The following is a 26,152-nucleotide window of genomic DNA, read 5'->3' on the forward strand; positions in this document are numbered from 1 at the left end:
CTGTGCTCTCCATGCACTCCCCCTACAAGCCCCCCAGTCCCGAGGCGGCGGGCGACCGCTCCATGGCGCCCGGCCCTGCCGGCCCCGCACACCGGTGGCACGGATCGCAAGTTATTGATTGAAATGAACAAGTCAGACGTCTCTGCGCACACGCCAATGATGGCCCAGTACCTGGGCCTGAAAGCCGACCATCCGGACACCCTGCTGTTCTACCGGATGGGCGACTTCTACGAGCTCTTCTGGGGCGACGCCGAGAAGGCCGCGCGCCTGCTCGACATCACGCTCACCCAGCGCGGCCAGTCGGCCGGCCAGCCGGTGGTGATGTGCGGCGTGCCCTTCCACGCGGTCGACACCTACCTCGCGCGGCTCATCAAGCTGGGCGAATCGGTCGCCATCTGCGAGCAGGTGGGCGAGGTCGGCGCCAGCAAGGGCCCGGTCGAGCGCAAGGTGGTGCGCGTGGTCACGCCCGGCACGCTGACCGATTCCGAACTGCTCAACGACAAGAGCGAATCGCTGCTGCTCGCGGTGCATGCGGGCTCGCGCAACTTCTGCGGGCTGGCGTGGCTCAGCGTGACCGGCGCCGAACTGCGTCTGGCCGAATGCCCGGCCGACGCGCTCGAAGCCTGGATCGCACGCATCGCGCCGAGCGAATTGCTCTACAGCGCCGAGGTCACGCCGGCTTTCGAACAACGCCTGAAGGCCGCGCGCAGCGCCACGCCTTTCACGCTGTCGATCCGCCCCGCGTGGCAGTTCGACGGCGGCCTGGGCGAGCGCAAGCTCAGCGAACAGATGGGCAGCAACAGCCTGGCCGCCTGGAATGCCGAATCGCTGACCAACGCACACGCTGCCGCCGCCGCGCTGCTGGGCTACGCCGAGCACACGCAGGGCCGCGCGCTCTCGCACGTGCAGCGCCTCTCGGTCGAACGCGACGGCGACCTGATCGAGCTGCCGCCCACCACGCGCCGCAACCTCGAGCTGGTGCAGACGCTGCGCGGCGAAGAGTCGCCCACCATGTTCTCGCTGCTCGACACCTGCATGACGGGCATGGGCAGCCGGCTGCTGAAGCGCTGGCTGCTGTCGCCCCGGCGCGACCGCTCCGAGGCTCAGGAACGGCTCGAAGCCATCGGCGCGCTGCAGGCCACGGTGCTCGGCGCCACGGCGGCGCCCTGGCGCACGCTGCGCGAGCAGCTCAAGAACACCAGCGACGTGGAGCGCATCGCCGCCCGCATCGCGCTGCGGCAGGTGCGCCCGCGCGAGCTGCTGGCGCTGCGCCTGGCGCTGGCAAAGGCGGAGCAACTGGCGCCCCTGCTGCCCGGCGGCGCGGCGCTGCTGGCCCGGATCACCGAGCGCCTGGCGCCGCCCCCGGGCTGCGCCGACCTGCTGGCGAGCGCCATCAAGCCCGACCCGTCGGCGCTGGTGCGCGACGGCGGCGTCATCGCCACCGGGCATGACGCCGAACTCGACGAGCTGCGCGCCATCAGCGAGAACTGCGACGACTTCCTGCTCAAGCTCGAAGTCAGCGAGCGCGAGCGCACCGGCATCAGCAACCTGCGGGTGCAGTTCAACCGGGTGCACGGCTTCTACATCGAGGTGACGCAAAGCGCGCTCTCGAAGGTGCCCGACAACTACCGCCGCCGCCAGACGCTGAAGAACGCCGAGCGCTTCATCACGCCCGAGCTGAAGGCTTTCGAGGACAAGGCCCTGAGCGCGCAAGACCGCGCGCTGGCCCGCGAGAAGTGGCTCTACGAACAGCTGCTCGACGCGCTGCAGCCCTCGGTGCCCGCGCTCACGCAGCTGGCCGGCGGCATTGCCACGCTCGACGCGCTGTGCGCGCTGGCCGAGCGCTCGCACACGCTGCACTGGCGCGCGCCGAGCTTCGTGTCGCACCCCTGCATCGAGATTCAGCAGGGCCGCCACCCGGTGGTGGAGGCCCGGCTGGCGGAAAAGTCTTCGGGCGGTTTCATTGCCAACGACACGCAGCTCGGGCCGCAGCAGCGCATGCAGGTCATCACCGGCCCCAACATGGGCGGCAAGTCGACCTATATGCGGCAGGTGGCGATCATCGTGCTGCTGGCCTCCATCGGCTCGCACGTGCCGGCGGCCGCCTGCCGGCTGGGACCGATCGACGCCATCCACACCCGCATCGGCGCGGCGGACGACCTGGCCAATGCGCAGTCGACCTTCATGCTGGAGATGACCGAGGCCGCGCAAATCTTGCACAGCGCCACGGCCCAGTCGCTGGTGCTGATGGACGAAATCGGCCGCGGCACCAGCACCTTCGACGGGTTGGCGCTGGCCGCGGGCATTGCGGCCCAGTTGCATGACCGCAGCAAGGCCTTCACCCTGTTCGCCACCCACTATTTCGAGCTGACCGAGTTTCCGGCCACGCACCACGGCGCGGTGAACATGCACGTGAGCGCCACCGAAGCGGGCCGCGACATCGTGTTCCTGCATGAAATGCAGCCCGGCCCGGCCAGCAAGAGCTACGGCATCCAGGTGGCGCGGCTCGCCGGCATGCCGGCGGCGGTGGTCAACCATGCCCGGCAGGCGCTGGAAGCGCTGGAGTCGCAGCATGCGCAGACCCGCGCGCAGGTCGACCTGTTCGCGCCGCCCCCGGTGGCCGAGACGCCGCTGGTCAGCGCCGTAGAATCCGCGCTGGCTGCGCTCGACCCTGATGCGATGAGTCCGCGCGAAGCCCTCGATGCCCTGTATGCCCTTCAAAAATTGAACAAACGTGAACTCGGTGCCGCGTGATCGGGCACCGTTCATGCAAGACGAACCCATGACTTACTGCGTAGGCATCAAACTCAACGCCGGCCTGGTGTTTCTCTCCGACTCGCGCACCAATGCGGGCGTGGACCACATCAGCACCTTCCGCAAAATGATCGTCTACGAGCAGCCGGGCGACCGCGTCATGGTGCTGCTGTCGTCGGGCAACCTGAGCATCTCGCAGTCGGTGCGCGAAATCCTGCAGATCGAAGAACTGCGCGAGACCCGCGAAGACGGCACGCCCGGCGACCCCATCACCATCTGGAACGCCAAGAGCATGTTCGACGCCGCCCGCGTGCTGGGCTCGGCGGTGCGCCATGTGTATGACCGCGACGCCGAGGCGCTCAAGCATGCAGGGCTGGACTTCAACGTGTCCTTCATCTTCGGCGGGCAGGTCAAGGGCGAAGGCATGCGCCTGTTCCTGGTGTACGCGGCCGGCAACTTCATCGAAGCCACCACCGAGACGCCCTATTTCCAGGTCGGCGAGTCGAAATACGGCAAGCCCGTGCTCGACCGCGTGCTCACCCCCGAGACCCCGCTGGACGAAGCCGCCAAGTGCGCGCTGGTGTCGATGGACTCGACCATGAAGTCGAACCTGTCGGTCGGCCTGCCGCTCGATTTGGTGGTTTACGAGGCCAACAAGCTCGAAACCGACCGCGTGATCTGCATCGACGCCGACAACCCCTACTACCGCATGGTGCACAGCAGCTGGGGCCAGAAGCTGCGCGAGGTGTTCGACAGCATCGAAGACCCTGTGTGGGACGACAGCCACACCGAGCATCCGCTGAAGATGCCGGCCACGCGCCACAGCGCGCTGCGCAAGATTTCCACGCCAGACGAAAAGCTCATCTGAGAAATGATGCCCCCCGGCTTGCCACTTCGTGTGCTTCGCCACCCCCCGAGGGGGAGGCTTGGCCGCCTTGGGGCGGCCCGGCGGCGGCCATGATGCCTCCCGTCGTTTTCTCGCACGGCAACAGCTTTCCTGCGAGCACTTACCGCGTCGTCCTCGACAGCCTGCGCAACCGCGGCTTCGAAGTCGACGCCATCGAGAAATTCGGGCACGACCCGAAGTACCCCGTTACCGACAACTGGCCGCACCTGGTGCAGCAGCTGGCCGACTTCGCCAAGGCACGCGCCGACCGCGCGGGCGGCCCGGTGTTTCTTGTCGGCCATTCACTTGGCGGCTTCCTGAGCCTGATGTGCGCAGCGCGGCATCCCGAGCTGGCGCGCGGCGTGGTGCTGATCGATTCGCCCATCCTCGGCGGCTGGCGTGCGAACACGCTCAACATGGTCAAGCGCACGCCGCTCATGAAGAGCATTTCGCCCGGCGCCGTCAGCCGCAAGCGCCGCAACAGCTGGGAGCACCGCGAGGCGGTGTTCGAGCACTTCCGCAGCAAGAAGGCCTTCGCGAAGTGGGACGAGCAGGTGCTGCACGACTACATCGACCACGGCACCTTCGACAGCGACGACACGCGGGCACTGAGCTTCGACCGCGACGTCGAGACCGCCATCTACAACACCCTGCCCCACAACCTGGGCGCCCTGCTGCGCGCGCACCCGCTCAAGTGCAAGGCCGCATTCATCGGCGGGCGCCAGTCGGCCGAGATGAAGCGCGTGGGCATGGCGATGACCCAGCAGGTCACCAAGGGCCGCATCGCCATGCTGGACGGCACCCACCTGTTCCCCATGGAAAAGCCGCTGGCCACAGCCGCGGCCGTGGAAGCCGCGCTGCGCAACCTGCTGTGACCCGCGTCGTCAGCCCTTGGTGACGTGCACCCCGGGCCGCTCGCCCGCATTCCACTTGCCACCCAGCGCCCGCTCGATCTGCGCGGCCAGCTGAAGCAGCAGCCCGTCGTTCGCCTGCGCGGCCTGCGCCTGGATGCCCAGCGGCAGGCCGTTTTCCTGCGAGGCCATCGGCAGCGAGATGCCCGGCATGCCGCAGAGGTTGGCCAGTGGCGTGTACGCGAAGTTCTTCCACAGGTTGGCGAACCAGTCGTAGACCGACGGGTTGGTGCTCGTCGTCAGGTACTCGCTGGTGCCGACCTTGGGCGTGGGCAGCGCAGTCACGGGCGTCAGGATGATGTCCCACTGCTGGAAGAAGTTGCCGAAGGCGCGCGAGGTGGTGTTGAACACCGCCTGCATCTTCGATCGCTCGGTGAACGAGGTGTGCAGCCCCGCTTCCCAGATCTTGATGTTGATCGGCTCCAGCAGTTCGGCCGGCGGGCGCTCCAGCCCCAGGCGGTGCAGGTGGCCGTCGATGACCTGCGCAAAGTTGCTGATGTAGCAGGTGGTCTGCGCCGCGAAGGCGGTCTGGAAGTCGACCTCGGGCAGCGCCCATTCGACGTGGTGGCCCAGCCCTTCGAGGAACTTGCCCACGCGCTCCAGCTCGGCCACGAAATGCGGCGTGGCGCGGAAGTCGCCCCACTCGTGCGACAGCGCGATGCGCAGGCGGCCCGGGTCTTTCTTGACGAGTTCGCTGTACGGCTCGGCCGGCGACCAGAAGGGCATGAACTCGCCCGGCGCGCCGCCGCGTGCGTTGTCGACGAAGGCGGCGGTGTCGCGCACGGTGCGGCTGTGGCAGCCCTGGATCGACACCAGGCCCGACAGGTCCGACAGGCCCGGTGCCAGCGAGAACACGCCGCGCGACACCTTCAGGCCGATGTTGCCGTTCACGCCCGCCGGAATGCGGATGGAGCCGCCGCCGTCGGTGGCGTGCGACAGCGGCAGCACGCCCGCCGCGACCACCGCCGCGGTCCCGGCGGACGAGCCGCAGGTGGTGTATTCGAGGTCCCACGGATTGCGGGTGACGCTAATGCTGTTTTCGGCCGAACTGCACACGCCGAATTCGGGGGTGGTGCTGCGGCCGACGATGTTGAGGCCGGCCTTGCGCAGTTGCTGCGTGAGGAAGCTGTCGGCCGCGGGGCGGTGGCCCTGCATCATCATGGAGCCGAATTCCTGCAGCCGGCCCTTGAGGGTGGGGCCCAGGTCTTTCATGAGGTAGGGCAGGCCCGCGAACACGCCTTCGGGGTTCATGCCGTCCTTGAGTGGATCGGCCACTACGTCGTCGAACACTTCGACGACGGCATCCAGTTGCGGGTTGACCTTCGCGATGCCGGCGGCGGCCTGTGCCGCAAGTTCTGCCGCCGTCACTTCGCCCTTGCGGACCCGTTCGGCCAGGCCGATGCCGTCATGCGAGGCCCATTCGTCCCAGCTCATTGCCAAAGTCATTTCTTCGTTCTCCGTTTGTGTTCAAGGAAAGTGTGTATTTGTTCGGGGCGAGTGCACAGGCCACCGGGTACTCCCCTCCGCGAATGTCCCCCGGCCTTCGGCCTCCTCCTTTATTTCGCTGCGGGGAGCACCCGGCGCCCTGCGCACAGGGCACGCTGCTGGCGTGTGGCTGAACAACGACCGCTCTGTAAAACGATCACGCCGGCGGGGTACCTTGCGCAGCGAAATAAAGGAGGAGCCCGAAGGGCGGAGGACATTCGCGGAGCAAGGTACCCCGCCGGCGTGATCGCGCCCCGAACAACGATGCGAAACAAGGACAGCAAGGTACATCAAGCCCACCCGAACCCCAGTCGCAGAAGCATCAGCGTACCCGTGCCGACAAGAATCGTCCCGGTCACGTCGTTTCGTCGAACGAGGTAGTAGGTCAATGCGGCAGCCACTGCAAAGAGCCGCGCATCGTGCCAGTCGGCCAGCATGCGCCCGTTGCTCAGGAACACGTCGGGCACCACCATCGCGAGCAGCGCCGCCACCGGCGCATGGCGCAGTCCGCGCCACAGCCAGCCCGGCAGCTTCGGTTCGCTGTCGGGCAGCAGGAAGAAGCTGCGCGTGAGCACCGTCACCGCCACCAGCGCGCCCACGGCCAGCCACACGTACACATCGTGCCCCAGGTGCATCAGCGCGTACCCCACCGGCGGTCGGCCCAGGTGCCGGCCGCGAAAGCCGTGGCGATGGCCGCCACCACATTGAGGCCCATCGGCCACGAGGCCGTGGCCAGCGCCACCATGCCGGCGGCCAACGCGGAGCAGCGCACCGCGCGGTCGGTGAGCATCGGCAGCGCTAACGCCAGCAGCGCCAGCACGCCGATGAAGCGCAGGCCCCATGCGGCGGGAATCGCGTCGGCCAGGAAGATGCCCGCGAGCGACGCCACGTGCCACGCCGCCCAGTTGGTCAGCGCGAGGCCGAGGAAGTAGCCCTGCTGGCGCGTCGTTGTGCGCCCCGAAGGCGGAGGCTGCGGATGGCGCTGCACGAACTGCGCATACACCGGGTCGCCCGCGAGGTACGACAGCAGCACGCGCTGCATCCTGCGATGCCCGCCGAAATAGCGGCGCCAGTTCACGCTGAACACCACGAAGCGCAGGTTGAGCACGCAAGCGGTTGCGACGATCACCCACAACGGCGCTCCGGCCGCGATGAGCGGCAGGCAGGCCAGCTGCGAGGCGCTCGCGAACACCAGCAGCGACATCGCGAGGATCACGCCCAACCCTACGCCGCTCTTGGCCATGGCCACGCCCGCCACCAGGCCCATGGCCATGGTGCCGAGCGCGGCACCCGCGATGTCGCGCCGCCCCTCGGCGAATGCGCCGCGCCAGACGGGGTCGGCCATCGATGCGCGCCAGGCGCTCCACCGGCTCACCGGGCGCTCGCGAGTTCCGCACGCGGCGCGGCCGCCAGCAGCCGCCGCGTGTAGTCGTTGGCCGGCGCGCCGAACACCTGACCCGTGGGGCCCTGCTCCACGATGCGGCCCTGGCTCATCACGATGACGCGGTCGCACAGTTGCGCCGCCACGCGCAGGTCGTGGGTGATGAAGAGAATGCCCAGCCCCAGGTCGCGCTGGATCTCGCGCAGCAGGTCGAGGATCTGCGCCTGCACCGACACGTCGAGCGCCGACACGGCCTCGTCGGCCACCAGCACCTGCGGCTGGCAGGCAATGGCGCGCGCAATGGCCAGCCGCTGGCGCTGGCCGCCCGAGAACTGGTGCGGATAGCGGTCGAGCGCGGTGCGCGGCAGCTGGATGCGGTCCATCAGCTCCTCGGCGGTCTGGCGCGCGTGCAGCTTGCTCAGGCCGAAGTTCATGGCGCCTTCGACCATCGACGAGCCCACGGTGCGGCGCGGGTTGAGCGAACGGTTCGGGTCCTGGAACACCACCTGCACCCGCGAGCGCAGCGGCCGCAGGCGGCCTTCGGGCAGGTCGCGCACTTCGGCGTCGCCCCAGAAGATGCTGCCCGCGCTGGGCGAAATCAGCCGGATCATGCAGCGCGCGAAGGTCGACTTGCCCGAGCCCGATTCGCCCACCACACCCACCGTCTCTCCGCGATGCACGGCCACGCTGGCGTCCTGCAGCGCGGTGTTGTGCTTCGCGCGGCCGAGCCAGTCGCGCCGCGTGTAGATCTTGCCGACGCCCGTGCCCGCCAGCAGCGGCTTGCCGCCGGGCAGTTCGCGCGCGGGCGGCGGCGTCATGCCGGGCACGGCGTCCAGCAGCATGCGGGTGTAGGCCTCGCGCGGCTTGCGCAGCACCTGTTCGCACGGGCCCTGTTCCACCAGCGCGCCGCGGTGCATCACCATCACGTCGTCGGCAATCTCGGCGACCACGCCCATGTCGTGCGTGATGAAGAGCACGGCGCTGCCCTGCTCCGCCTGCAACTCGGCGATGAGCTTCAGGATCTCGGCCTGCGTGGTCACGTCCAGCGCGGTGGTCGGCTCGTCGCAGATCAGCAGGCGCGGCTTGAGGATGATGGCCATCGCGATCACGATGCGCTGCCGCTGCCCGCCCGAGAGCTGGTGCGGATAGCTCCCGTGGATGCGCGCCGGGTCGGGCAGCCGCACGCGCTCGAAGATGGAGAGGATGTGCGCCTTGCGCTCGGCCGCGCCCCACGCGGTGTGCGTGCGCAGCAGCTCGTCGACCTGCTCGCCGCAGGTCAGCACCGGGTTCAGCGCGGTCATCGGCTCCTGGAACACCATGCCCATGCCGGTGCCGCGCAACTGGCGCAGCCGCTTGTCGGAGGTGAAGCGGCCGTTGTCGACCAGCTTCTCGCCCGAAAGAATCACGTCGCCGCCCGCGAGCACCAGGCCCTTGGCCAGCAGCCCCATCACGGTGGTGGCCAGCACCGACTTGCCCGAGCCGGACTCGCCCACGATGCACAGCGTGCGCCCTGCCTCTATGCGCAGGTCGAGATGCTCGATGGCATGCGGCCGGTCGGCATCGGAGGGCAGCGCGACCCGCAGGCCGCGCACTTCGAGAATGGCGGCGCTTCGATTGGAATCAGTCATTGGATCGGCGCCTCACACGCGCTTGGAAAACTTGGGATCGAGCACGTCGCGCAGGCCGTCGCCCAGCATGTTGATGGCCAGCACCGTGGGCACCAGGAACAACGCGGGGAACAGCACGTTGCCCGGGCTCTGCGAAAACTGCACGCGGCCCTCGGCCATGATGTTTCCCCAGGTCGGCACGTCCGACGGCAGGCCCAGGCCGAGGAAGCTCAGGATGGCTTCGGTCAGCACGGCGGAAGCCGCGATGAAGGTGCCCTGCACGATCAGCGGCGCCAGCGCGTTCGGCAGGATGTCGCGCCACAAGATGGTCGCGTCGGCCGTGGCCAGCGCACGCGCGGCCTCCACGAAGGGCTCGTCGCGCAGGCTCATCACCAGCGCCCGCACCAGCCGGGTCACGCGCGGCACCTCTGGCACCGCGATGGCCAGGATCACCGTCGGCAGGCTGGCGCCCAGCACAGCCACCAGCGTGATGGCGAGCAGCACCGCGGGGATGGCCATCACGCCGTCCATCACGCGCATCAGCACCGCATCGACGGCGCGGAAGTAGCCGGCCAGCATGCCCAGCAGGCAGCCGAAGGCAATGGCGACGAAGGCGGTGAACAGGCCCACCGTCATCGAGATGCGGGTGCCGTAGAGCACGCGGCTCCAAACGTCGCGCCCCACGCTGTCGCTGCCCATCCAGAAGGTGTGGGCGAACTGGGCCCCGTCGGGCATGGTCACCTGCCCCGCGGTGCCCGCGCCTACCGAGATGAAGCTCGGGTCCATCGCGGACGGATCGAAAGTGCCGAGCCAGGGCGCCAACACGCCCAGCAGCGCCAGCACGGCCAGCACGACGACGCCGCCGCGCACGGCGGTGTTGCGCCAGAGTCTTTTCAGGGTGCTCATGTCAGTCAGTCAATCAATAGCGGATGCGCGGATCGATGAAGAGATAGCTCAGGTCCACCAGCAGGTTGACGGCCACGTACACCACCGCGAAGAACAGCACCACGCCTTGCAGCACGGGAAAGTCGCGGTTGAGCACCGCATCGACCGTGAGCTGCCCCAGGCCGGGAATCGCGAACACCGTCTCGGTGACCACCACGCCGCCCAGCAGCAGCGCCGCGCTCACGCCGATCACCGTGACCACCGGCACCGCCGCGTTGCGCAGCGCATGGTGCTTGAGCACTTCCAGCTCGGTGATGCCCTTGGCGCGCGCGGTGCGGATGTAGTCTTCGGTCAGCGCCTCGCTCACCGCCGCCCGCGTCACGCGCGACAGCAGCGCCACGTAAGTGATGGCCAGCGTGAGGCACGGCAGCACCAGCTGGTTCAGCCACGGCCCCACGCCGTCGGCGATGCGCCGGTAGCCCTGCACCGGAAACCACTGCAGCTTCATCGCCAGCAGGTAGATGAGCACATAGCCGACCACGAACACCGGCACCGAGAAGCCGGCCACCGAGAACGCCATGACGGCCTTGTCGAGCCAGCCACCCATGCGCCATGCGGCCAGCGTGCCCAGCGGCAGCGCGATGGCCACCGCCAGCAGCAGCGTGCCGCCGGCCAGCGAAAGCGTGGGCTCCATGCGCTGGCCGATGAGCTCGGTCACCGGCTTGTTCAGGAAGAACGAGAAGCCCAGGTCGCCGTGCAGCACGCCGTTGCACCAGATCGCGAACTGCTCCCACAGCGGCCGGGTCAGGCCCAGCTGCACGCGGATGCGGTCCAGGTCTTCGTTGGTGGCGCTGTTGCCGCCGATCACCGCCGCCGGGTCGCCGGGAGTGAGGCGCACGATCATGAAGATCGCGAGCGCCACCACCAGCAGCACCGGCAGCGTGGCGAGCAGGCGCTTGCCGAGGAACGTGAGCATGGGCTTATTGCTTCTTGATGTTCCAGTACACCTGCGCGCCGGCCGGCACCAGGCCGCTCACGTTCTTGCGCACCGCGGCGGGCTGGTTGTACTGGCCGACCGGCACGTGCGTGGCGGTCTCGAAGGCGCGCAGCTGGGCGGCCTGCGCCAGCTTCTTCTTGTCGGCGTCGGTCTTGGCCTGGGCGAACTGCACCTTGATCTCTTCGAGCTTGGGGTCGTTCTGCCAGCCGAACCAGCCCTTGTCGCCGCTGGCGTTCATCATGGCCATGGTGATCGGGTTGAGGATGTCCGATGCGGTCCACGAGGTCATGAACGCGCTCCAGCCGCCGGCCGAGGGGGCGTCTTTCTTGGCGCGGCGCGCCACCAGCGTGGACCAGTCCATCGACTGCATGTCGACCTTGAAGCCAGCCTGCTCCAGCTGCTGCTTTGCCACCAGCGGCAGCTTGCCGATGGTCGGGTTGTCGGTCGGTCGCATCAGCACCACCGGCTCGCCCTTGTAGCCGGCCTCCTCGAGCAGGGCCTTGGCCTTCTGCGGGTTGGCCACGCCGGTGTAGTCGCCGGTCTGCTCCGATTCGAACAGCGTGCCGCAGGGGAACATGCTCTTGCAGTAGCGCGTGAGGCCCGGCGTGCCAACCTGCGTGCGCAGGAAGGCTTCCTGGCCCAGCGCCAGCAGTGCGGCGCGGCGCACCTTCTCGTTGTTGAACGGCGGCTGCAGGAAATTGAAGCGCAGGATGAACTGGTTGCCCGCGGGCTGCGCGTCGATCAGCTTGATGTCGGGGTTGGTGCGCAGCGTGGCGTACTGCTCGAAGGCGGGCTGCTCGAGGATGTCGGCCTCGCCGTTGAGCAGCGCATTCATCTGCGTCTGCGCGTCGCGGATGATGAGCCACTCCACGCGGTCCACATACACGTTCTTGCCGCCGGCCGTGCCCGAGGGCGCCTCGGCGCGCGGCTTGTAGCGCATGTTCTTGGTGAACACCACGCGCTCGCCGGGGCGGAACTCGTCGGCCTTGAAGACGTAGGGCCCGGAGCCGATCGACTCCTTGATCTGCGTGTCGCCCGAGGTGTCGGCAATGCGCTTGGGCATGATGAACGGCACGTTCGACGAGGGCTTGCCCAGCGCTTCGAGCACCAGGCCGAAGGGCTCCTTCAGCACGATGGAGAAGGTCTTGGCATCGGGCGTCTCGTAGCGCTCCGTCACCTTGGAAAGCTGCGCGCCGAAGGTGTCGCGGCTGGCCCAGCGCTTGATGGAGGCGACCGCGTCCTCGCTGGTGACGGGCTTGCCGTCGTGGAACTCCAGGCCGTCGCGCAGCGTGAAGGTCCAGGTCTTGTTGTCGGGCGACACCTTCCACTTGTCGACCATTTGCGGCTTGATATGGCCTTCGAGGTCGGTGGCGAAGAGCGTGTCGTACACCATGTAGCCGAAGTTGCGTGTCACGTAGGCCGTGGTCCAGATCGGGTCGAGCACGGTGATGTTGCTGCTCGGAATGATCTTGAGCGTGGTGGTCTGCGCCACGGCGGGAACGACGGCCGCGCCGGCCAGGAGCACGGCTGCGCCCCATCGGGCAAGGCGGCGCGACAACACGGCGCGCGAAGACGAAAAGAGCTGCGGTTGCATGTGATTTCCTGAAGACGGCAAGGGCTCCATTGAGTCATCTGCCAGGTCAAATGCATATATACAGTTTGAATCGCCTGTAGTAGAACAGTCGCTCGCCTGTCCCGTGTTTGTCCCCGTGTTGGGGTTTTTCGTGCACACGAAGCGTGCACGCCTTGCCGTGATCACTGTCAATCCTTCGCTGCCCGCGCCCCTGGTTCGCCAGCTCTACGACGCCCTGCTGGCGCAGATCGCATCCAGCGCAATGAAGCCCGGCGACAAGCTGCCTTCGGTGCGCGCGCTCGCCACCGATTGCGGCGTGAGCACCATGACCGTCACCAACGCCTACCAGCGGCTGGTGGCCGAGGGCCACGTCGAGGCGCGGCGCGCCAGCGGCTACTACGTGGCCGAGGCCGAGCGCGCGGCCACGCGGCGCAAGCCCTTCCTGGGGCGCACCTCGGTCGACTCGCTGTGGCTGCTGAAGCATGTGTATGAAGACGACCGCACGCTGCTGAACGCGGGCTGCGGCTGGATACCGCCCGAGATGCTGCATATGGACGGCGTGCGCCGCGCGCTGGCCGCGCTGTCGCGCAAGCCGGGCACCGGCATCGCGAGCTACGGCACGCCCTACGGCTACCTGCCGCTGCGCCAGCAGATACAGACGCTGCTCGCGCAGCAGGGCATCGAGACCGCGCCGCACCAGATCGTGCTGACGCACGGCGCCTCGCAGGCGCTGAACCTGGTGGCGCGCTGCCTGCTGCAGCCGCGCGACGTGGTGCTGGTCGACGAGCCGGGCTCGACCAACCTGTACGCGATGCTGCGCTCGCTCGACCTGAAGCTGGTGGGCGTGGAGCGCACCGTGAACGGCCCCGACCTCGCTGCGCTGCAGGCGCTGGCGCAGCGCCACGGCGCCAAGGCCTTCTTCACCTCCGGCAACCTGCACAACCCCACGGGCAGCCAGTGCACGCCGGCCGTGGCGTACCAGATGCTGCGGCTGGCCGAGCAGCTCGACTTCCACATCGTCGACAACGACGTGATGGCCGGCCTGGAGCCACCGGGCGCGGCCACCCCGCTCGCGAGCCTCGACCGCCTGCGCCGCGTGATCCATGTCGGCAGCTTCTCCAAGACGGTATCGCCGGCGCTGCGCGTGGGCTTCGTCGCCTGCAGCGAGGAGTTCGCCGAGAAGATGATCCTGCAGAAGATGGTCAACAGCCTCACCACCTCGGAGCTCACCGAGCGGCTGCTGCACGGCGTGCTGGTCGAAGGCCGCTATCGGGCCCACGTGGCGAAGCTGGCCGAACACCTCCAGGCGGCGCAGCGCACCGTGTGCGACCGGCTGGAGGCCGCCGGCATGCAGCTTTTCACGCGGCCGGCGGGAGGGCCCTTTCTGTGGGCACGCTTCGAGCGCGACGATGTCGACATGCGCGCGCTGGCGCAACGCGCCATTGCCGAAAGCTTTCTGCTGGCGCCGGGCGACCTCTTTCGCACCGATCTGCGGCCCACGCCGTGGCTGCGCTTCAACGTGGGTTACGCCGACGACCCCAAGCTGTATCGCTTCCTGGCGCAAGAAGCGAAAAGGCTGCGCTCGAAGGCCAAGGAGGACCCGGCCTGAGGCAAAGGCGGCAAACTCCGAATAAGGGGTGCCCTGCCTAGAATCGCGCGGGTCATGAAGAAGCCCGAATCCGAATTCCCTTCCACGCCCGCGCTGGCCGACGCATTGATCGTCGATCCCTTCTATCTCGCGATCTCCGTCGATTTCGAGCACGACATGGCTGCCCGCAAGAAGGTGCTGGCCTCCTACTTCGCCTACTCGCTCGGCGAGGCTGCCCGGACCGGGCGCTGCCTGGCGACCGAAGACGGCCGGCTCGGAGCGGCCGCCTGGCTGCTGCCGCGCGCGGAGGCGGCCGATGCGGCCGAATCGGCGGCGAAGAACGAATTCCTCTCGGCCACGCTGGGCCCGAAAGGCCACGGCAACTACCACCGCATCGTCGAATTCATGGCCGCGCGTGCGCCGGCCGTGGTGCCGGAGGGTGCCTGGTATCTGTCGATCCTGGGCATCTCTCCCGCCGCACAGGGGCGCGGGCTGGGCGCCCGGCTGCTGGCGCCGACACTGGCCGAGGCCGATGCGGCGGGCGTGCCCTGCTTCCTGGAAACCTTCACGCCGCGCAGCGTGGCGTTCTACGAGCGGCTGGGCTTTCGCACGGCGGCGGAGCACCTGGAGCCGGTCACGGGTTCACCGTACGCGATCATGTGCCGCCCGCCCGGGACATACTTGGCAACCAGCCCGGAAAATAGCTGACCCGTTCCAACCCTCGCGCCGCACTGGCCGAAGAACCACCGAATGTCCCGAGTCCCTACCGAAGACGCCGAACCCGTCTCGCTGAGCCCCGCCCTCATCGTCGAGGACGACCCGGCCATGCAGGAGCGCCTGCGCTATGTGCTGTCCACGCTCGGCTGCGACGAGCACAGCATCGCTGCGACGGACAGCGTCGCCGGGGCGCGGCAGCTGCTTGGCGAACATGACTACGGCGTGGTGCTGGTGGACATCGGCCTGCCAGACGGCAGCGGCGTGGAGCTGATCGGCTGGCTGCGGGCGCACCACCCGGGCGTGCCGGCGGTGGTGATATCGGCCTGGCGCACCGAGGAAATCATCTTCGCGGCATTGCGCGCGGGCGCCATCGGCTATCTGCTGAAAGATCGCGACGACATCGAACTCGGCATTGCGCTGCGCAGCATCCAGCAGGGTGGTGCTCCCATCGACCCGAGCATCGCGCGCCATATCCTCGGGTGGCTCGCGACGCAGCAGGCGCCGGCCGACGCACAGGCAAGCGCCCCCGGCGAAGCGGCGCCGGCCGCGCTGACGCGCCGCGAGCACAAGATCCTCGAGCTCGTGTCGCAAGGCCTGAGCAACCGCGACATGGCAGAGTCGCTGTCGATCTCCAGACTGACCGTGGAATGCCACACCAAGAACATCTACCGCAAGCTGGCCGTCAATTCGCGCACCGAAGCCGTCTTCCAGGCGCGGCGGCATGGCTTGCTGCGCTGACGGGCGCGCTGCTTCTTTTTCTTCTTGCGGCCCCCGCCGCCTCTGCCCAGACAGGCGCAGAGGCACCCGCGCTGCGCGTCGAGGCAGTGCGTGCCACCGGCTGGCACGACACGGCCCCCCCCGCCGAGGGCTGGACGCCCGTCACCCTGCCCGACAGCTGGGCCGGGCGCTGGCCGGGCTTCGACGGCGTGGTCTGGTACAGGCTGACCTGGGACCAGCCCGGGCAGGTGCGTGAAGCCGGCCTGCTGCTGCACTACCTGAACATGGCCGGCGAGGTTTCGCTCAATGGCACGCCGATTTCGCGCGACGACAGCCTGGTCGAACCGCTCACGCGCGCCTGGAATACCCCGCGCTACTGGCTGCTGGCGCCGCCGCTGCTCAGGCCCGGCACCAACACGCTGCTGGTGCGGGTGTCGGGCCTGTTCGCCTACCAGGCAGGGCTGGGGCCGGTGAGCCTGGGCACGCCGGCCGCGATGCAGGCGGATTTCGAGCGGGAGCGCCTGATCCGCCGCGACCTGCAGGTGCTGGGCCTGGCAGTGAGCGCGGCGGCATCGGCCTTCTTTGCCGCGCTGTGGCTGCTGCGCCGGCGCGAGACGGCCTACGGCTGGTTCGCGCTGATGTCGGTGCTGTGGCTGCTGTTCGGCTACAACCAGATCGCGACCAGCCCCTGGCCCTTTGCCAGCAACCACAGCTGGCAGGCGCTGAACGTTTCGTTGCTGCTGGTCTTCGGCGTGTCGTACGTCGTTTTCGCGCTGCGCTTCTGCGGGCGGCGCATGCCGCGCCTGGAGGCCGCGGCGCTGCTGCTGGCGATGGCCGGCGTGCTCGACCTGTGGCTGGCGCCCGGCGCCGACCTGATAGCGCACCGCGCCGTCTGGACCCTGGTGGGCGGGCTCACCGTCATTGCGGTGAACGGCACTTCCATCGTGCATGCCTTGCGCCACCGCGACAGCCCGATGCGCTCGCTCGCCCCGTTCATGGCGGTGTCGGCGCTCACCGATGCGCACGACCTGCTGGTGTTCACGCAGATCATCGACAGCAACACCTACTACACGACGATGTCCTCGTACATCCTGCTGCTGGGCATGGCGCTGACGCTGGCCGCGCAGTTCGTGAAGAGCCTCAAGCGCATCGAGAACTTCAACACCGAGCTGATCGAGGAAGTGAACGCCGCCAAGGCCGACCTGGCCGCCACGCTGGCGCAGCGGCATGCGCTGGAGCTGACGCATGCGCGCATCGGCGAGCGGGTGAATCTGGTGAGCGACCTGCACGACGGGCTCGGCGGCATGCTGGTGGGCAGCATCGCCAAGCTGGAGCGCACGCCCGAGAACCTCGGCGCGCCCGAGCTGCTCGCCATGCTCAAGCATCTGCGAGACGACCTGCGGCTGATCATCGACGCCACAGGCCGGGACGACGGTGCCCGCGCGCTGGGCGAGCTGCTGGCGCCGATGCGCTACCGCAGCGCGCAGCTGCTGGAAGCCAACGGCATCGACTGCCGCTGGAGCGTGTCGAACATCGAGACGCTCGAACTGCCCGCGTCACAGAGCCTCGACCTGATGCGCTTCCTGCAGGAGGCGCTGACCAACGTGCTCAAGCACAGCGCCAGCCGGCGCGTGGACGTGACAGTGGCGCGCGCCGGTGCGGAGCTTCGGCTCAGCGTGCGCGACGACGGCCGGGGCTTTGCCGTGGAGAGCATCGACAAGGCCACCGGCGCGGGCCTGCGCAGCCTGCAGGCACGGGCGCGGCGGCTCGGGGCGCAGCTGCAGCTGCAGTCACGGCCCGGCGAAACGCAGGTGCTGCTGCGCATGCCGCTGGCCGCGCAGCCCTGAACTCAGCGGCCTCAGTCGGCCCAGACCACCGTGCCGGTCCACGCCGTGACCAGCACCACGATGCCGAACACGATGCGATACCAGGCGAACGGAACGAAGTTGTGGGTGCTGATGTAGCGCAGCAGCCAGCGCACGCACAGCCAGGCACTCACGAACGAGAACACCAGCCCCACGGCGAACAGCGGAATGTCGGCCACCGACAGCAGCGCGCGTTCCTTGTAGAGGCTGTACACGCCCGCCCCGATGAGCGTCGGGATGGCCAGGAAGAAAGAGAAGTCGGTCGCCGCCTGCCGCGACAGGCCCAGCAGCATGCCGCCGATGATGGTCGAGCCGCTGCGGCTGGTACCCGGGATCATCGCGAAACACTGCACCAGGCCGACCTTGAGCGCGTCCCACGGCGTCATGTCGTCCACGTGCTCGATGCGCACCGAGCCCGGCGGCCGCTTTTCGGCCCAGAGAATGATGAAGCCGCCGATGATGAAGGTGCTTGCCACCACGGTCGGGATGAACAGGTGCGCCTTGATGACCTTGCCGAACAGCAGGCCCAGCACCACAGCGGGCAGGAAGCCGATGAAGATGTTCAGCGCCAGCCGCTGCGCCCGGGGCTGCCGGGGCAGCGCGACCACGGTCGACCTGATCTTTTCCCAGTAGACCAGCACCACCGCGAAGATCGCGCCGGTCTGGATGGCGATGTCGAAGACCTTGGCCTTGTCGTCGTCGAAGCCGAGCAGCGAGCCGGCAAGAATGAGGTGGCCGGTCGACGAGATCGGCAGGAATTCGGTCAGCCCCTCCACGATGCCCATGATGGCGGCCTTGACCAGCAAAACAATGTCCACGCGTACTCCTTGAAAGAGCCGTAATTATCACGATGGCGTCGGTCAGCCACCATTCAGGTGGAGGTCAGGATACCCAGTTCGGGTGATGTGCCGCCGCGGCGCATTGACCCATAGTGGAAACTGCCCGGACAAGTCGAGCCGGAGGAGTTTTGCCGATGCCCACCTTGACCCTCGGGGACCGCCTCGAAGAGCATGTTTCGACTGCCGACGACCACGGTGAAGACCGCCGCAAGAACATGCAGGACATCGAGAAAGAACAATGCGCCTCGATGCGGCGGGTGGTCGAGGCCACCGGCGCCTCGGCCGGCGAGTTGCGCCAGCTGATGCAACGGCTGCTCGACATCGACCGCAGCGGCCACAGTACCGGCATCGTGGCGCAGGGGCACATTGCCGCCGACCGCATGGAATCGGTCATGCAGGAGCTGGACCTGGGTGACGGCATCGCCGCCGGGCAGCGCACCGACGCGGCCCAGAGCATCGACTTCTGGCTGCTCGAGCCGCTGGACCCGGCGCACGACAAGAAGTGGTACGCCCGCTGGAAGTTCTGGAGCTTCATCCTCGGCGCCTCCGCGCCCGAGGTCTCGCTCACCCTGCAGGGACTGGCACTGAGGCCGACCGAGCCGGGCGATGCGCATGCCGACCTGGTGGCCAAGGCGCGCAAGGTGCTCGAAAGCTGGCGCCGCACCTCCGAGGCGCTGTTCTGGGGCGCCTTCGAGTGCTATGTGCGCCAGCAGTCGTTCTCGCTAGAGACGCAGGCCTACCTGATGCACTGCATCGCCGCCGTCTTCGCGGGCGACTCGATGAAGCTGTCGAACGCGCAAAGCGAGCAGCTCACCGGCATCCTCACCGACACCTACTGCGATGCGCTGGGCACGTCGGCGACCATGCCTTCGGCGGATATCTACCGGCGCCTGTCGCAGGGCCTGGAGGGCACCGACCGCGAGAGCCTCGTCACGCGCCGGCTGGGCCGCAGCGACGCGGCGCAGATCGCGATGACGGCGCTGTTCTCGGTCATCGAAAGCACGCGCGCCTCACGCTGAGCGCCGGCGCAGCGCGCGCACCGCGCTGTCGACCGTGGTCAGCACCGGCAGGCCGCTGGCCGACTCGCAGGCGGCGCGCGCCCGCGCCATGCTGAACTGCGCCAGCGCCAGCCGCGTGCAACCGCGTTCGCGCAGCGCGACGGCCTGGGCGGCGATGAGCGCGTCGTGCCGCTGCGCGTCGCCGGCGTTCAGCGCATCGAGCGCGCCTTCGGCCAGCGCGAGTTCGAGCGGCGTTCCTTGCGGGAATTCGGGCGGCATCGACGCCAGCGTGGGCGCGAAGGTGGCGATCAGCCCGAGCCGGCCCTGCCCTTGCGCTGCCTCGTCGATCATGGCCTCGTTGGGCTTGAGCACCGGAATGCCCGCATGCCGCCGCGCCACCGCCTCGATGCAGGGCCCGAAGGCCGAGCAGGTGAAGAGAATGCCCCGCGCGCCGGTATCCACCGCGTACTGCGCCAGGCGCTGGAAGCGCTCGTGCATTGCATCGTCCAGCCCCTTGCCGCCCCGCGCGAGATCGGCCGAGAGGCTGTCGTCGAGCAGGTTCATGCGCTGCGCCTCGGGCCAGTCGCGCGCGAAGGCCTCGTTGATGGGAGCGACGGAGTGCGAGAGTGCGTGGATCAGGGCAATGCGGGTCATGGGATCGTTTGGTTCAGATGCCTTTGGACGAGGGATTCGCGAACGCGTCCTTCGTCTCTGCGTTGAGCGGGTAGTTGATGTTGATGCCCTTCGGCGGAATCGGCGACATGAACCACCGCACGTAGAGCTTTTCCATCTCGCCCGACTTCATCATGCCCGACACCACGCGGTCGACCAGCGCCTTGAAGGCCGGGTCGTCCTTGCGGAACATCAGCGACTGGTTCTCGGTGCGCAGGCTTTCGCCGGTGATGGCGAAGTCTTTCGGGTTGCGCGCATTGGCGAGCTGGCCGGCCAGCAGGATGTCGTCGAGCACGAAGGCCTGGGCGCGGCCGCTTTCCACCAGCAGGAAGGAATCGCTGTGGTCCTTGCCCGCCAGGTTGGTCACGTCGAGCCCGCGGCCCCGGTCGGCTTCGCGCAGCAGCCTGAACGAGGTGGTGCCGCTGGTGGTGGCCACCGTCTTGCCCTGCAGGTCGGCGATGCTTTTTATGCCCGAATCGGCCTTCACCAGCATGCGCACGTTGTAGCGGAAGATGTCCGGCGAGAACGCCACCTGCTTCTGCCGCTCGAGCAGGTTGGTGGTGGAGCCGCACTCGATGTCGACCGTGCCGTTCTGCACCAGCGGGATGCGGTTGGCCGAAGTAACGGCCTGGTACTTGATGTCGATGTTCGGCATCTTCAGTTCCGTCTTCACCGCGTCGACGATGCGGTTGCAGATGTCGATGCTGTAGCCGATCGGCTTGAGGTTGCCGTCGAGGTAGGAGAAGCCAAAGGACGACTCGCGGTAGCCGAAGGTGATGGCACCGCTGGCCTTGATCCTGGCGAGCGTATCGCTCTCCTGCGCCTGCGCGGCGGCCAGGGGCGGCAGGGACGCGAAAACCAGCGCGAACGCGGCGGCACCGCACGAAAACAGCGGACGAAGCTTGGGCATGAAACGCTCCTCGGAACGACGGTTGAAGAAAAAAGCGAAGGGAAAGCGGTGCTCAGCGCGCGGCGGCGCGCGTCACGGCGTCGATCGATTCGGCCAGGCGCTCGACGATCCGTTGCAGGTCTTGCCGGGTGGCAATGAAGGGCGGCGCCAGCAGCACGTGGTCGCCCTGCCGCCCGTCGACCGTGCCACCGAAGGGGTAGCACAGCAGGCCGCGCGCCATCGCGTCTTTCTTGATGGCGGCATTGACCTTGTGTGCCGGGTCGAACGGCGTCTTGCCCGCGCGGTCGGCCACCAGCTCGAGGCCCCGGAAGAATCCGCGGCCGCGGATGTCGCCCACATGCGGATGCGCGCCCAGCGCCTCGGCCAGCATGGCACCGAAGGCGATGCCGTCCTCGCGCACCTTGGCGACGAGGCCGTCGCGCCGGATCACCCGCTGCACCGCGAGCGCGGCGGCGCAGGCCATCGGATGGCCCAGGTAGGTGTGGCCATGCTGGAAGAAGCCGCTGCCCTTGGACATTGCCTCGACGATGCGGCGCTGCGCCAGCACCGCGCCCACCGGCTGGTAGCCGCCGCCCAGCCCCTTGGCGATGGTCATCAGGTCGGGCACCACCCCTTCCTGCTCGCAGGCGTGCAGCGTGCCGGTGCGTCCCATGCCGCACATCACCTCGTCGAGGATCAGCAGCACGCCGTATTTGTCGCACACCGCGCGCACCGCCTTGAAGTAGCCGGGCACCGGCGTCAGCACGCCGGCCGTGGCACCGCCCACCGTCTCGGCCACGAAAGCGATCACGCGGTCGGCGCCCTGCGCGAGGATGGCGGCCTCCAGTTCGGCCGCCAGGCGCAGGCCGTACTGCTCGGCGCTTTCGTCGGTGCGCTGCTCGCGATACGGGTAGCACGGCGACACATGCGTGGCCGGCACCAGGATCGGCGCAAAGGGCTCGCGCCGCCAGGCGTTGCCGCCCACCGCCAGCGCGCCCAGCGTGTTGCCGTGGTAGCTCTGGCGCCGCGCGATGAAATGGGTGCGCTGCGGCTGGCCGATTTCCACGAAGTACTGGCGCGCCATCTTGAGCGCCGCCTCCACCGCCTCGGAGCCGCCGCTCACCAGGTACACGTGGCTCATGCCCTCGGGCGCCGAGCCGATCAGCTCGTCGGCCAGCCGCTCGGCCACGTCGCTCGTGAAGAAGCTGGTGTGGGCATAAGCCAGCGTGTCGATCTGCGCATGCATGGCCGCCAGCACCTCCGGATGCGCATGGCCGAGCGAAGACACGGCCGCGCCGCCCGAGGCGTCGAGGTACTCGCGCCCTTCGGCGTCGCGGATGTACATGCCGTGCGAGCCGGCGGCAACGGGCGGGGTCTGGCGGAGATGGCGGTGGAAGACGTGCGTCATGTCGGGCGGAGTCAGAGGTTTTCTTGGAACTAACGTTTCGGCTGAATTATTGTTTGGAACATTTGTTCCGTCAACTGCCACAAGGAGCCGCCTCCGGTACATTTGTTCCAACAGCAACAGAAGCCATCGAGAAGAGACATCGCCATGGGCGCCAGAGACCTGATCCGCCAACGCTTCAACGAACTGAGCCCTGCGCTGCAGCAAGTGGCGCGCTACGTGCTCGACCACCCGAACGAGGTGGTCACCGGCTCGATGCGCAACGTGGGCACGCGCTCGCAGAGCACGCCCGCCACGCTCGTGCGTTTCGCGCAGACCCTGGGCTTCGAGGGCTGGCCGCAGTTGAAGGAGGCGTTCGCCGCCGACATGGGGCTGGACGCCGACACCTATGGCGAGCGCGCCAAGCAACTGGTCGGCCGCGCCAGGGACCAGAGCCTGACCGGCGAGATGTTCGAGGTGCAGCGCCGCAACCTGGAGGCCACCCACCGCCAGAGCGAGCAGGCGCTGCAGAAGGCCTGCGCGCTGATAGAAAAGGCCCCCGCCGTGCATGCGGCGGGCTTCCGGGCCTGCTTTTCCATCGCCTTTTCGTTCGTCTACGTGTATCGGCTGTTCCGCGACAGCGTGCATCTGGTCGATGGCCAGGGCGGCTCGCTGGAGATGCAGCAGCGCGCCTTCGCCAAGGGCGACGCGCTGGTGGTCGCGAGCTTCGCGCCCTACTCGCGCGAGGCGCTGCAGGTGACGGAGGCGGCCAAGGCGGCGGGCTGCCGCATCGTCGCCATCACCGACAGCGCAGCCTCGCCGCTGTCGCTGCTGGCGGACGAAACGCTGCTGTTCACCATCCACAGCCCTTCGTTCTTCCCGTCGGTGGCGGCCGGCGTGGCGTTGACGGAAGCGCTGGTCGAACTGCTGGCCAGCCGCGCGGGCAAGCCGGGAATCCGGCGCATCGACCAGGCCGAGGCGCAGTTGTTCGAATCCGGCGCGTACCTGGTGCCACCGGTCGTGCGCGGAGGCTGAAGCCCCGAGCCGACCGGGTCAGGCCAGCGCGCGCACCCGGCCGCTTTGCTTGCCGAGGTGGCGCACCAGCAAGTCGCGGTTGGCGGTGATGTGCTCGCGCATGAGCGCCTCGGCGTCGACGGCTTCCCGGCGGCTCAGCGACTCGACGATCTGCCGGTGTTCTTCCAGCGCCTGCTCGGCCTGGGCGCGGTGGTAGAGCGGCGTCGACGCGTCGCGGTTGTGCGGGCGCAAGTTGCTGTCGAAGATGATCGGCAACTGGTAGGCGCGGCCTACCGCCTCGCTCAGCCAGCGGTTGTCGGCCAGCATCAGCAGCTTGCGATGGAATTCGAGGTTCAGGTCGTGCCAGCGCGTGGCGCGCTCGTCGCTCCAGCCGTCGGAGCGCATCACCTCGTGCTGCTCTGCGAGCATGGCCACCAGCCGTTCCAGCGCGGTGCCGTCCAACCCGCGCTCGCCGACGATGCGGCAGCCCATGCCTTCGAGGGTGGCGCGCACGCTGAAGGCGTCGAACACGTCCTTGGCGTTGAAGCGGCGCACCTGGAAACCCTTGTTGGGCAGATACACCAGCAACCCCTCGTCGGCCAGCCGCGCCATCGCGCCGCGCACAGGCGTGCGCGACACGCCCAGTTCGTTGGCGAGGGTGATCTCCATCAGGTGGGAGCCGGGTGCGATCACACCGTCGAAGATGCGATTGCGCAGCGTATCGGCCACGGACAACGCGCGTGTCCGGGAGGTATCTGGGGGGGTCATCGGAAATCGGAAACGGGTGCGCCCGGGATCAGGCCGCGCGGATGGTACGGCCCGGTATCAAAGCTTCATATCCCCGATTTCCGTAAAAATCCGTTTTCGGACCTTTTCGATGAATAGGGAAAAATTCTTAACATTTACTAACACATTTAAGAATAATCACTGTAGTCCTACTTTGGAAGTACTACCTAAGCACCTTTCGGGTGCTTTTTTAATGTTTCCGCCAAGAACGATCTGTCAAACGGAACCGCGTTCTGAAACGACGGTCAAAAACTTGTCGCGCCCCCTTGTCGCGACAGGAGTAACGACCATGAAGCAAGTCAAGCATTGGCAGGACCCCGTCAACGCCGTCGCCGGCGCGTGGCTGATCGTCTCGCCCTGGGTCCTGGGCTTTTCGGACATGTCGTCCGCAATGTGGACGATGGTGGCGACCGGCATCGTGCTGGGCGCAGTGGCGCTGGGCGCGACCTTCGTGCCGCGACAGTGGGAAGAATGGACCGAGGTCGCGCTGGCGGCCTGGCTCGCTGTGTCGCCGTGGCTGGTCGGGTTCCGTGGCTTGGAAACGGCCTTGATCAACGCGGTGCTCGTGGCCGCGGTGATCCTGGTGCTGGCGCTGTGGGTGCTGGTGACGGACAAGGACTATCTCGGCCAGGCGATGGACCGTCCGGCGCACTGACCGGCAACGCTTCATCGGAACAGGAGCCGGCGCCTTGGGCGGCGGCCGGGCCGTCAGGCACTCACGGCCTGGTGGGTGACGCGGGTGACGCAGCGGGCTGCTCCGGCTGCGCCTCGCCCTCCATCCAGCCCGCATGCCAGCCGCCGCCCAGCGCCTGGATCAGCGAAACGGCGGCGAGCTGCCGGTTGAGCTGCACCTGCACCAGCGTGCGCCGCGCGTTCAGTGCGGACACCTGGGCCGTGACCACGTCGGTGTAGGCCACCAGCGCCGAGCGGTACTGGTTGAGCAGGATCTGCTCGGTCTTGTCCGCGGCCGCGGAGGCCTCGCGGTACATGCCCTCCTGCTGCGCCAGCGTGGCGCCAGCGGTGAGCTGGTCTTCCACGCCCTGGAATGCGGCAAGCACGGTCTGGCGGTAGCGCGCCACGCTGGCGTCGTAGCTGGCCTTGGCCGCGTCGACGCTGGCCGAGATGGAGCCCGCGTCGAACACCACCTGCGCCGCCGAGAGGCCGAGCGACCAGAGCGTATTCGACGCATTGAACAGGTCGCCGACCCGGCTGGCGCTGCCGCCGATTGCCGCGCTGAGGTTGAAGCTCGGGAAATAGGCCGAGCGCGCGATGCCGATCTGCGAATTGGCCGAGGCCACCGAGCGCTCGGCGGACGCGATGTCGGGCCGGCGCTGCAGCAGGGTCGAGGGCACGCCGGTCGGAATGCCGGGCACGGTCTGCTTCCAGGCCGCGGCCGGCAGGCTGAAATCGGCCGGCACCGCGCCCACCAGCATCGCAATGGCGTGCTCGAAGGTGGCGCGGTTGCGCACCAGCGTCAGGCGCGTCGCGCGTGCCGTGGCCAGCTGGCTCTGCGCCTGCAGCACGTCCGACTGCGCGGCGATCGCGGCCTTGTAGCGGTTGCTGGTGATGGTGTAGGCGCGTTCGTAGCCCTCGATGGTCTGGTCGAGCAGCCCGATTTCCACGTCGGCTTCGCGCAGCGAAAGGTAGTTGGTGGCCAGGCTGCCGATGGCCGACAGGCGCGCCGACGCCAGGTCGGCCTCGCTGCCCTGCGCGTTGGCCGACGCGCTGTTCACCGACTCGCGCAGCCGCCCCCAGACGTCGGGTGCCCAGGTCGCGTCGAGCGTGGCGGAGAAAGAGTTGGAGGGGCTGGTGCTGCCCGTGTCCGAGCGCTTGCCGGAGCCGTTGAGAGACACCTGCGGGAACAGCGCCGCGCGCTGCCCGCGCACCAGCGCCTGTGCATTGGCGTAGTTGGCGACCGCCGCGGCGATGTTCTGGTTCGACACCTGCACCCGCGACGCCAGTTCGTCGAGCGTCGGGTCGCCGAACAGCTTCCACCATTCGCCGCGGTCCAGCGCATCGGCCGGCGCGGCGGGCAGCCAGCCTTCGGCGGCCTTCTGCTCTTTCCAGTCGTTCGGCAATGCGGTCACGGGCTGGTGGTAAAGCGGGCCGACCGAGCAGCCCGCGAGCAGCGCGGCCAGCGCGAGTGCCGGGAGCGAAAGGCGCCCCGGCGCGCGAGAGGAAAAAGGAAGCAGTGCGTTCATGGC

The 26,152-nt window shown here is 68.2% G+C and carries 23 protein-coding genes; 10 read left to right on the plus strand and 13 right to left on the minus strand.

Annotated elements, in window-relative coordinates; genetic code table 11:
- The first annotated feature begins 123 nt into the window (after positions 1-123).
- The 3 genes from mutS to ACWV14_RS21640 all read left to right on the plus strand — a co-directional run bounded on the left by mutS (position 124) and on the right by ACWV14_RS21640 (position 4,515).
- Entirely contained in the window at positions 124-2,754 is a 2,631-nt protein-coding gene (gene mutS, locus ACWV14_RS21630) for a DNA mismatch repair protein MutS (RefSeq protein WP_454903635.1), read from the plus strand.
- A 28-nt stretch (positions 2,755-2,782) separates the two neighbouring features.
- Complete coding sequence (locus tag ACWV14_RS21635; RefSeq protein WP_422089056.1) at positions 2,783-3,622, plus strand: peptidase; 840 nt, start codon at positions 2,783-2,785, stop codon at positions 3,620-3,622.
- 92 nt (positions 3,623-3,714) lie between these two features.
- Positions 3,715-4,515, plus strand: a complete 801-nt coding sequence (locus tag ACWV14_RS21640; RefSeq protein WP_422087412.1) for an alpha/beta fold hydrolase — start codon at positions 3,715-3,717, stop codon at positions 4,513-4,515.
- A gap of 9 nt (positions 4,516-4,524) precedes the next feature.
- On the opposite strand, the gene ACWV14_RS21645 is transcribed toward ACWV14_RS21640, so the two are convergent.
- The 7 genes from ACWV14_RS21645 to ACWV14_RS21675 all read right to left on the minus strand — a co-directional run bounded on the left by ACWV14_RS21645 (position 4,525) and on the right by ACWV14_RS21675 (position 12,500).
- A complete protein-coding gene (locus ACWV14_RS21645; RefSeq protein WP_454903637.1) occupies positions 4,525-5,997 on the minus strand; it encodes an amidase in 1,473 nt (490 codons plus the stop codon).
- 329 nt (positions 5,998-6,326) lie between these two features.
- The gene (locus ACWV14_RS21650) at positions 6,327-6,686 is read right to left on the minus strand and encodes an AzlD domain-containing protein (RefSeq protein WP_454903638.1); all 360 of its coding nucleotides are present in this window, start codon (positions 6,684-6,686) and stop codon (positions 6,327-6,329) included.
- Entirely contained in the window at positions 6,671-7,381 is a 711-nt protein-coding gene (locus ACWV14_RS21655) for an AzlC family ABC transporter permease (RefSeq protein WP_454912792.1), read from the minus strand. Before ACWV14_RS21655 ends, ACWV14_RS21650 begins: the two co-directional genes overlap by 16 nt.
- Positions 7,382-7,407: 26 nt before the next feature.
- Positions 7,408-9,045, minus strand: coding sequence for a dipeptide ABC transporter ATP-binding protein (locus ACWV14_RS21660; RefSeq protein WP_454903642.1), 1,638 nt, complete (start codon positions 9,043-9,045; stop codon positions 7,408-7,410).
- A gap of 12 nt (positions 9,046-9,057) precedes the next feature.
- A complete protein-coding gene (locus ACWV14_RS21665) occupies positions 9,058-9,930 on the minus strand; it encodes an ABC transporter permease (RefSeq protein ID WP_454903643.1) in 873 nt (290 codons plus the stop codon).
- A 13-nt stretch (positions 9,931-9,943) separates the two neighbouring features.
- Positions 9,944-10,885, minus strand: a complete 942-nt coding sequence (locus ACWV14_RS21670) for an ABC transporter permease (RefSeq protein ID WP_081266501.1) — start codon at positions 10,883-10,885, stop codon at positions 9,944-9,946.
- Positions 10,886-10,889: 4 nt separating this feature from the next.
- The gene (locus ACWV14_RS21675) at positions 10,890-12,500 is read right to left on the minus strand and encodes an ABC transporter substrate-binding protein (RefSeq protein WP_454903644.1); all 1,611 of its coding nucleotides are present in this window, start codon (positions 12,498-12,500) and stop codon (positions 10,890-10,892) included.
- Between the two features lie 130 nt (positions 12,501-12,630).
- Here ACWV14_RS21675 and ACWV14_RS21680 point away from each other — a divergent pair, with 130 nt between their 5' ends.
- Genes ACWV14_RS21680 through ACWV14_RS21695 form a run of 4 tightly spaced genes read left to right on the plus strand, consistent with a single transcriptional unit; the run spans position 12,631 to position 17,348 of the window.
- Positions 12,631-14,088: an aminotransferase-like domain-containing protein gene (locus ACWV14_RS21680; RefSeq protein WP_454903645.1), complete on the plus strand. Its 1,458-nt coding sequence runs from the start codon at positions 12,631-12,633 to the stop codon at positions 14,086-14,088.
- A gap of 54 nt (positions 14,089-14,142) precedes the next feature.
- The gene (locus ACWV14_RS21685; protein WP_454903647.1) at positions 14,143-14,775 is read left to right on the plus strand and encodes a GNAT family N-acetyltransferase; all 633 of its coding nucleotides are present in this window, start codon (positions 14,143-14,145) and stop codon (positions 14,773-14,775) included.
- 42 nt (positions 14,776-14,817) lie between these two features.
- Entirely contained in the window at positions 14,818-15,522 is a 705-nt protein-coding gene (locus tag ACWV14_RS21690; RefSeq protein ID WP_454903648.1) for a response regulator, read from the plus strand.
- Complete coding sequence (locus ACWV14_RS21695; RefSeq protein WP_454903650.1) at positions 15,432-17,348, plus strand: ATP-binding protein; 1,917 nt, start codon at positions 15,432-15,434, stop codon at positions 17,346-17,348. The genes ACWV14_RS21690 and ACWV14_RS21695 overlap by 91 nt, the downstream gene beginning before the upstream one ends.
- Before the next feature lie 11 nt (positions 17,349-17,359).
- On the opposite strand, the gene ACWV14_RS21700 is transcribed toward ACWV14_RS21695, so the two are convergent.
- Positions 17,360-18,184 carry an undecaprenyl-diphosphate phosphatase gene (locus ACWV14_RS21700; protein ID WP_454903652.1) on the minus strand — a complete coding sequence of 275 codons (825 nt, stop codon included), beginning with the start codon at positions 18,182-18,184 and terminating at the stop codon, positions 17,360-17,362.
- A 155-nt stretch (positions 18,185-18,339) separates the two neighbouring features.
- Here ACWV14_RS21700 and ACWV14_RS21705 point away from each other — a divergent pair, with 155 nt between their 5' ends.
- A complete protein-coding gene (locus ACWV14_RS21705; protein WP_422087424.1) occupies positions 18,340-19,224 on the plus strand; it encodes a hypothetical protein in 885 nt (294 codons plus the stop codon).
- Here the strand turns inward: ACWV14_RS21705 and ACWV14_RS21710 are convergent.
- Genes ACWV14_RS21710 through ACWV14_RS21720 form a run of 3 tightly spaced genes read right to left on the minus strand, consistent with a single transcriptional unit; the run spans position 19,216 to position 22,172 of the window.
- On the minus strand, positions 19,216-19,857 hold the full coding sequence (locus ACWV14_RS21710; RefSeq protein WP_454903654.1) for an aspartate/glutamate racemase family protein: 642 nt from the start codon (positions 19,855-19,857) through the stop codon (positions 19,216-19,218). The two genes, ACWV14_RS21705 and ACWV14_RS21710, sit on opposite strands and share 9 nt — an antisense overlap.
- Positions 19,858-19,870: 13 nt before the next feature.
- Positions 19,871-20,785 carry a transporter substrate-binding domain-containing protein gene (locus ACWV14_RS21715; RefSeq protein WP_454903655.1) on the minus strand — a complete coding sequence of 305 codons (915 nt, stop codon included), beginning with the start codon at positions 20,783-20,785 and terminating at the stop codon, positions 19,871-19,873.
- Between the two features lie 52 nt (positions 20,786-20,837).
- On the minus strand, positions 20,838-22,172 hold the full coding sequence (locus ACWV14_RS21720) for an aspartate aminotransferase family protein (protein WP_454903657.1): 1,335 nt from the start codon (positions 22,170-22,172) through the stop codon (positions 20,838-20,840).
- 144 nt (positions 22,173-22,316) lie between these two features.
- Between ACWV14_RS21720 and ACWV14_RS21725 the strand changes: the two genes are divergently transcribed.
- Positions 22,317-23,183 (plus strand): MurR/RpiR family transcriptional regulator, encoded by an 867-nt coding sequence (locus ACWV14_RS21725; protein ID WP_454903659.1) that lies wholly within the window; start codon positions 22,317-22,319, stop codon positions 23,181-23,183.
- Positions 23,184-23,201: 18 nt separating this feature from the next.
- Here ACWV14_RS21725 and ACWV14_RS21730 read toward each other — a convergent pair whose 3' ends face one another.
- Positions 23,202-23,891, minus strand: coding sequence for a GntR family transcriptional regulator (locus tag ACWV14_RS21730; RefSeq protein WP_422089057.1), 690 nt, complete (start codon positions 23,889-23,891; stop codon positions 23,202-23,204).
- Positions 23,892-24,237: 346 nt separating this feature from the next.
- Here ACWV14_RS21730 and ACWV14_RS21735 point away from each other — a divergent pair, with 346 nt between their 5' ends.
- Entirely contained in the window at positions 24,238-24,603 is a 366-nt protein-coding gene (locus ACWV14_RS21735) for an SPW repeat protein (RefSeq protein ID WP_422087429.1), read from the plus strand.
- Positions 24,604-24,664: 61 nt separating this feature from the next.
- On the opposite strand, the gene ACWV14_RS21740 is transcribed toward ACWV14_RS21735, so the two are convergent.
- Positions 24,665-26,149 (minus strand): efflux transporter outer membrane subunit, encoded by a 1,485-nt coding sequence (locus ACWV14_RS21740; RefSeq protein WP_454903661.1) that lies wholly within the window; start codon positions 26,147-26,149, stop codon positions 24,665-24,667.
- Between the last annotated feature and the right edge of the window lie 3 nt (positions 26,150-26,152).

This window comes from Variovorax durovernensis, assembly GCF_977011995.1.